Origin of the sequence: Aureimonas sp. AU4, assembly GCF_001463765.1 — a bacterium.
Classification (GTDB): domain Bacteria; phylum Pseudomonadota; class Alphaproteobacteria; order Rhizobiales; family Rhizobiaceae; genus Aureimonas.
Genome location: NZ_BBWK01000122.1, coordinates 1 through 369 on the forward strand (window position 1 = coordinate 1; position 369 = coordinate 369).

Genomic DNA, 369 nt, shown 5'->3' on the forward strand with positions numbered 1-369 from the left:
TGACGTGACCCCCGTTTTTCATCCAGCGGGAGCGAGAGTCCTGTCGTGATCTGAGCCATCGTCGATGGCGGTTGCAAGAGGCCGAAGCGCGGAGCCGTTGGTGAGCGCAGCGTTTCGGCCGGTGGTGTCCATGATGGTGCGGGCGAAGTCCCGAGGCGTCATCCAGCCGAGCTTCGAGTGCGGTCGTTCCTCGTTGTAGTCCCGCCGCCAGGCTTCCAGCACGGCACGGGCATGCGGCAGAGATCGGAACAGCGTCTCGTTCAGAAGCTCGTCGCGCAGACGGCCGTTGAAGCTTTCGATGAAGCCGTTCTGCTGCGGCTTGCCGGGTGCGATGTAGTGCCAGCCGATGCAGGTCTCGTCCGCCCATGT

1 protein-coding gene is annotated in these 369 nt (G+C 64.0%); it reads right to left on the reverse strand.

All coding sequences use genetic code 11. The features are described 5' to 3' along the window. Nucleotides 1-18 precede the first annotated feature (18 nt). A partial coding sequence (locus AUL35_RS21370) for a transposase (protein WP_244493874.1) occupies nucleotides 19-369 on the reverse strand: 351 nt, incomplete at its 5' end.